The organism is Loktanella sp. DJP18 (assembly GCF_049310965.1).
Taxonomy (GTDB): domain Bacteria; phylum Pseudomonadota; class Alphaproteobacteria; order Rhodobacterales; family Rhodobacteraceae; genus Loktanella.
In genome coordinates this window covers 1-5,366 of sequence record NZ_JBMERN010000189.1, presented here as the reverse complement: position 1 = coordinate 5,366, position 5,366 = coordinate 1, and the positions used below count along the sequence as shown (strand labels likewise).

3 protein-coding genes are annotated in these 5,366 nt (G+C 63.7%); 2 read left to right on the top strand and 1 reads right to left on the bottom strand.

The window, feature by feature from the left end; genetic code table 11:
* Positions 1-76: 76 nt before the first annotated feature.
* Positions 77-985 (bottom strand): LysR family transcriptional regulator, encoded by a 909-nt coding sequence (locus ACOI1H_RS23410; protein ID WP_422440570.1) that lies wholly within the window; start codon positions 983-985, stop codon positions 77-79.
* Between the two features lie 161 nt (positions 986-1,146).
* Here ACOI1H_RS23410 and ACOI1H_RS23405 point away from each other — a divergent pair, with 161 nt between their 5' ends.
* Both ACOI1H_RS23405 and ACOI1H_RS23400 read left to right on the top strand, forming a co-directional pair.
* Complete coding sequence (locus ACOI1H_RS23405; protein WP_422440569.1) at positions 1,147-4,560, top strand: indolepyruvate ferredoxin oxidoreductase family protein; 3,414 nt, start codon at positions 1,147-1,149, stop codon at positions 4,558-4,560.
* A gap of 69 nt (positions 4,561-4,629) precedes the next feature.
* The coding region (locus ACOI1H_RS23400; protein WP_422440567.1) for a lysophospholipid acyltransferase family protein at positions 4,630-5,366 on the top strand (737 nt) is incomplete at its 3' end.

The window sequence follows — 5,366 nt, the reverse complement described above, 5'->3', positions numbered from 1 at the left end:
GAAAAAAGCCGCTTTGATACTGCAATGCCGTTATGCAATGCGCGCATATCGCAACAGCGTCAGCAACTATAGATGGTCACTGGTCCCCGGACTGGTCGCGTACGGTCTGACGATGGGCAAAGATTTCATCCTGCACGAAGTCACGAAAGGCCATGATGCGGCGCGACTGGCGCAATTCCTCGGGGTAGGCGAGGAAGACGGGGACTTCGCCGCTTTCGATCTCGGGCAGGCAGCGGACGAGGTGGGGGAAATCCTCGGTCACGTAGTCAGGCAGCACGCCGACACCCAAGTTGTTGATGACCCCCTGCAGCACGCCGAAATAATTGTTCACCGTGAAGATCGAGTGGACCTCGTGGCTGAGCAAATGGTGGATCAATGTCGAACCGGCACTGACCTGCGTGGAGGTGAGAGCCTGACAGATCAGGCGATGCCCGGTAATCTGGTCAATCCGGTCCAGCGGCGGGCGCGAGTCGAGATAGGCCTGTGTCGCGTAAAGCCGCATCCGGATGTTCATCAGACGTTTGCGGATCAGGTCGGCCTGCGACGGCTCCTTCATGCGGATCGCGACGTCGGCTTCGCGCATCGGAAGGTCGAGGACGCGTTCTTCCAGCATCAGATCGATCTTGATGTCGGGATATTTCTCGTAAAGTTTCGGCAGCCGCGGGGCGAGCCAGAGCGTGCCAAAGCCGGTGGTCGTCGTGACGCGCAGTTCGCCAAAGACCTCTTCCTCTGAATCGCGGATGCGGGCCGACGCGGCCTCCAGCCTGCGGTTCATGGATTTGGTCGCGTCGAACAGCAGTTCGCCCTGTTCGGTGAGAATCAGGCCGCGGGCATGACGGTGGAAAAGGGTGGTGTTGAACGACTCTTCCAGCGCGCGAATCTGGCGGCTGACGGCGGATTGCGACAGATGCAGCACATCGCCGGCATGGGTCAGGGACCCTGCATCGGCGACGGCATGAAAGATTCGCAATTTGTCCCAGTCCATCCCAGCCCCTTGCCGCATGTATTAACCTTAAGCAATGCAACTTCATTACGCAGCCTTTGGTCACAATTCAATGAACGGGTTTTGGGAATTTAATCCTTTGTAGGTCAGAATTCGTGACCTATGCTCATCACATCCGCAAATTGCGCATGAGGAGGTGCACGATGGGCCGGGACGAGATCTCACTCAACGACCGCTATGACCTTGAAAAGTCGCCGGTGCTTTTGAATGGCACGCAGGCGCTGGTCCGGCTGATGCTGATGCAGCGGGCGCGGGATGCGGCGGTGGGGCTGAATACTGCAGGCTATGTCACCGGATACCGCGGCTCGCCCTTGGGCGCTGTCGACATGCAGATGTCAAAGGCCGCGAAGGCTCTGACCGCCGCTCAGGTCACGTTCCAGCCGGGGCTGAACGAGGATCTGGCGGCGACGGCCTTGTGGGGCAGCCAGCAGGCGGAGCTGCGGGGCGAGGGGAAATACGATGGCGTCTTTGGCCTGTGGTACGGCAAGGGGCCGGGGGTGGACCGGTCCGGTGACGTGATGCGGCACGCGAACATGGCCGGCACGTCACCCCACGGTGGCGTCATCATGGCGATGGGCGACGACCATACCGGTGAAAGCAGCACGACGCTGCACCAGTCCGATTGGGCGATGGTGGACGCCTACATGCCCATTGTCAGCCCTGCGGGTGTGCAGGAGGTGCTGGACTACGGCCTCTATGCCTGGGCGCTGTCGCGTTATGCGGGTGTCTGGGTCGGTCTGAAGACGATGAAGGACACCATCGAGGTCACGTCCGTGGTGGACGGCGACCCGCACCGGCTGAGCTTCGTGACGCCGGACATGACCTTGCCGGCCGATGGGCTGAACATCAGGCTGATCGATACACCCGTGGCTCAAGAGGCGCGGATGATCGATCACAAGCGGTTCGCGGCCGAGGCCTTCAGCCGGGCCAACAAGATGGACCGGCGCAAGTGGGGCAAGGCCGGAGCGCGGATCGGTTTCGTTGCGGCGGGCAAGAACTGGCTGGACCTTGTGCATGCGCTGTCGCTGCTGGGCATCGATGAGGGCGAGGCAGAGAGGCTGGGGATCACCACCTACAAGGTCGGTCAGGTCTGCCCGCTTGACATGGCGAGTTTCCACGACTGGGCCGAGGGGCTCGATCTGGTCGTGGTGGTCGAGGAGAAGCGCAAGCTGATCGAGGTGCAGGTCAAGGAGGCGCTGTTCGACGACACCCGCACCCGCGTCTATGGCTGGCACAAAGGCGACGAACACTCCGAAGGCCGGCGCGAGGAGGTGTTTCCGACGCGCTATGCGCTGGACCCGATCTGGATCGCGGAAAAGCTGGGCGGCATCCTGACCGAGGAAGGCTGCGGTTCATCCGGCGTGCAGGCTGGGCTTGCGTCATTGGCCGAGGCGCGCCGCGCGGACAACGTGCCGGAACTGGCGGCGCGGCTGCCCTATTTCTGCTCGGGCTGTCCGCATAATACCTCGACCAGGGTGCCAGAGGGATCGCGCGCCTATGCGGGGATCGGCTGCCACTACATGGTGCAGTGGATGGACCGCGAGACGGTCGGGTTCACCCAGATGGGCGGTGAAGGGGCCAACTGGGTCGGAGAGGCACCGTTCAGCAAGACGGGGCATGTGTTCCAGAACCTTGGTGACGGAACCTACAACCATTCGGGCGTGCAGGCGATCAGGTTCGCGCTGATGGCGGGAACAACGATTACCTACAAGATCCTGTATAACGACGCTGTGGCGATGACCGGCGGGCAGGGCAACGATGGCGGTCTGACCGCGGATCGGATCGTGGCCGAACTGCTGGCGATGGGCGTGCGCGATGTGCGCGTCGTCTACGACGAAAAGGAAGACGTGAACGCGGCCATGTTCCCCAAAGGCGTGCCGATGTCCGAACGGGCTGACCTGCCGCGCGTGCAGGAGGAGTTGAGCAAGGTTCAGGGCGTGTCGGCGCTGGTCTATATCCAGACCTGTGCGGCCGAAAAGCGCAGGCGGCGCAAGCGTGGCCAGTTTCCCGACCCCGACAAGCGCGTCTTCATCAACACGGACGTCTGCGAAGGCTGCGGCGATTGCGGGGTGCAATCGAACTGCGTGTCGATCGTGCCGGTGGAAACGGAACTTGGCCGCAAGCGGGCCATCGACCAATCGTCATGCAACAAGGATTTTTCCTGCCTCAAGGGGTTCTGCCCGTCCTTCGTGACGGTCGAGGGCGCGCAACTGAAGAAGGCGGCGACGGCGCAGGTGGATCTACCCGACATGCCGGAACCTGCCTTGCCCGCGATCCACGGCACACACAACGTCGTCATCACCGGTGTCGGGGGCACGGGTGTCGTGACCATCGGTGCGGTGCTGGCGATGGCGGCGCATCTGGACGGCAAAGGGGCCGGCATGATGGAAATGGCGGGCCTCGCTCAGAAGGGGGGTGCGGTGCATATCCACTGCCGTCTGGCGAACCGACCCGAGGATATCTCTGCGATCCGCGTGGCGACCGGAGAGTGCGATGCGCTGATCGGCGGCGATCTGGTGGTTTCGGCAGGGGCAAAGACCATCGGCCTGATGAAGACCGGACGCACAAAGGGTGTCGTGAACGCCCACGAGATCATCACCGGCGATTTCACCAAGAACACGGAATTCCAGCTGCCGGTCGAACAGCTGAAGCTGTCGCTGGCCGCGCGGCTGCGGGACGATGTGCATCTGTTCGATGCGACCGATCTGGCGAAGGCCACGATGGGTGACAGCATCTATTCCAACATGATGATCTTCGGTGCTGTCTGGCAGATGGGCGCGATCCCGGTGTCGGGCGACGCGATCCGGCGGGCGATCACCTTGAACGGGGCGGCGGTGGACCGGAACCTGCGGGCGTTCGAGCTGGGCAGGTGGGCGGTGCTGCACCCCGATCAGGCCGCCGATCTGGGCCGGCCGAAGGTCGTCAGCCTGCCGAAGTCGCTGCAAGACCGGATCACGTTCCGCGCGGATCATCTGGTGACTTATCAGAACGGGCGACTGGCGAAACGCTACCGCACGATGGTGGACCGGTTCGACGATCCCGCCCTGAAGGAGGCGGTGGCGCTGGGCTACCACAAGCTGCTGGCCTACAAGGACGAGTATGAGGTCGCGCGGCTATTGAAAGACAGCGCAGCCAAGGCACGCGAGGCCTTCGACGGCGACATCAAGGTCAGCTATCACCTCGCGCCGCCGGTCCTGACGAAGGACGGCCCGGACGGTCGTCCGGTCAAGAAGACCTTCGGCGCAGGCATGGGGCGGGCATTTCCCTGGCTGGCACGCCTGAAGGTGCTGCGGGGCACGCCCTTCGACCCCTTCGGCCGCACGGCGGAACGCCGGATGGAGCGTGCGTTGATCCGGCAGTACGAGGCCGACATGGCCGCACTGCCGGGGATGATGCGGCCAGATACGCAGGACGCCGCCGTGGCTTTGGCGTCCTTGCCGCTGACCATTCGCGGCTTCGGTCCGGTGAAGGCCGCGAATGCCGCCAAGGCCGAAAAACGGCGCGAGGAGTTGCTGTCGGTTCTGCGCGCCGGCCCGCAACGCGCCGCGGCGGAATGACGGCCTTTACACGGTCGTCATAAATCTGTGTCAGTTCTTCCCCTGCAGGATCGCATGGGACCGTTACCGATGGAAAAGACCGCAGCGCGCGCGATCAGCTATGCCGGTTCCGCCAAGGGGCGCGGCGGGCAAACGCTGATCCGATTGCTGGAGAACGCGACGGGTCGACCGGGACTGCTGCGACGGGCGCGGGGCTACGATGCGCAGGTGGGGCAGGGTTCCGACCTGTGGGACGTGCTGTCCGGTCGGTTCGGCCTGTCGCTTGACATCCTACGCGGATCGATGGACGCCATTCCAGCCACCGGCCCGCTGATCGTCGTGGCGAACCATCCCTACGGCATCCTTGACGGGCTGACACTGGGTCGCATGCTGTCGCAGCGGCGGGGCGGAGATTTCCGGGTTCTGGCGAACAGCGTGTTCAACCGGGCTGCCGGTATCGAACGCTTCATCCTGCCGATCAACTTCGACGATACCCGTGACGCGGTCGCGCAGAACATCGCGACGCGTCGTGCGGCGCTGGATTATCTGGCTGGCGGCGGGGCGATCGGCGTGTTTCCCGGTGGCACCGTTTCGACCTCCGCGCGTCCGCTGGGTCAGCCGCTGGACCCGGTCTGGCGCAACTTCACTGCCAAGATGATCGCGGCCACTGGCGCGACCGTCGTGCCGGTCTTCTTCGACGGCACCAACAGCCGCGTGTTCCAGATGGCCAGCCACCTGCACGCCAGCCTTCGGCTTGGCCTGCTGATCCGCGAATTCCGCGCTCGCGTGGACCGTCCCGTGCGCGTCGTCATCGGCAATCCGGTCGA

Excerpts from the sequence above, each read along its gene's own strand:
- ACOI1H_RS23405 (WP_422440569.1), top strand. The coding sequence starts at position 1,147 with ATGGGCCGGGACGAGATCTCACTCAACGACCGCTATGACCTTGAAAAG.
- ACOI1H_RS23410 (WP_422440570.1), bottom strand. The coding sequence starts at position 985 with ATGGACTGGGACAAATTGCGAATCTTTCATGCCGTCGCCGATGCAGGG.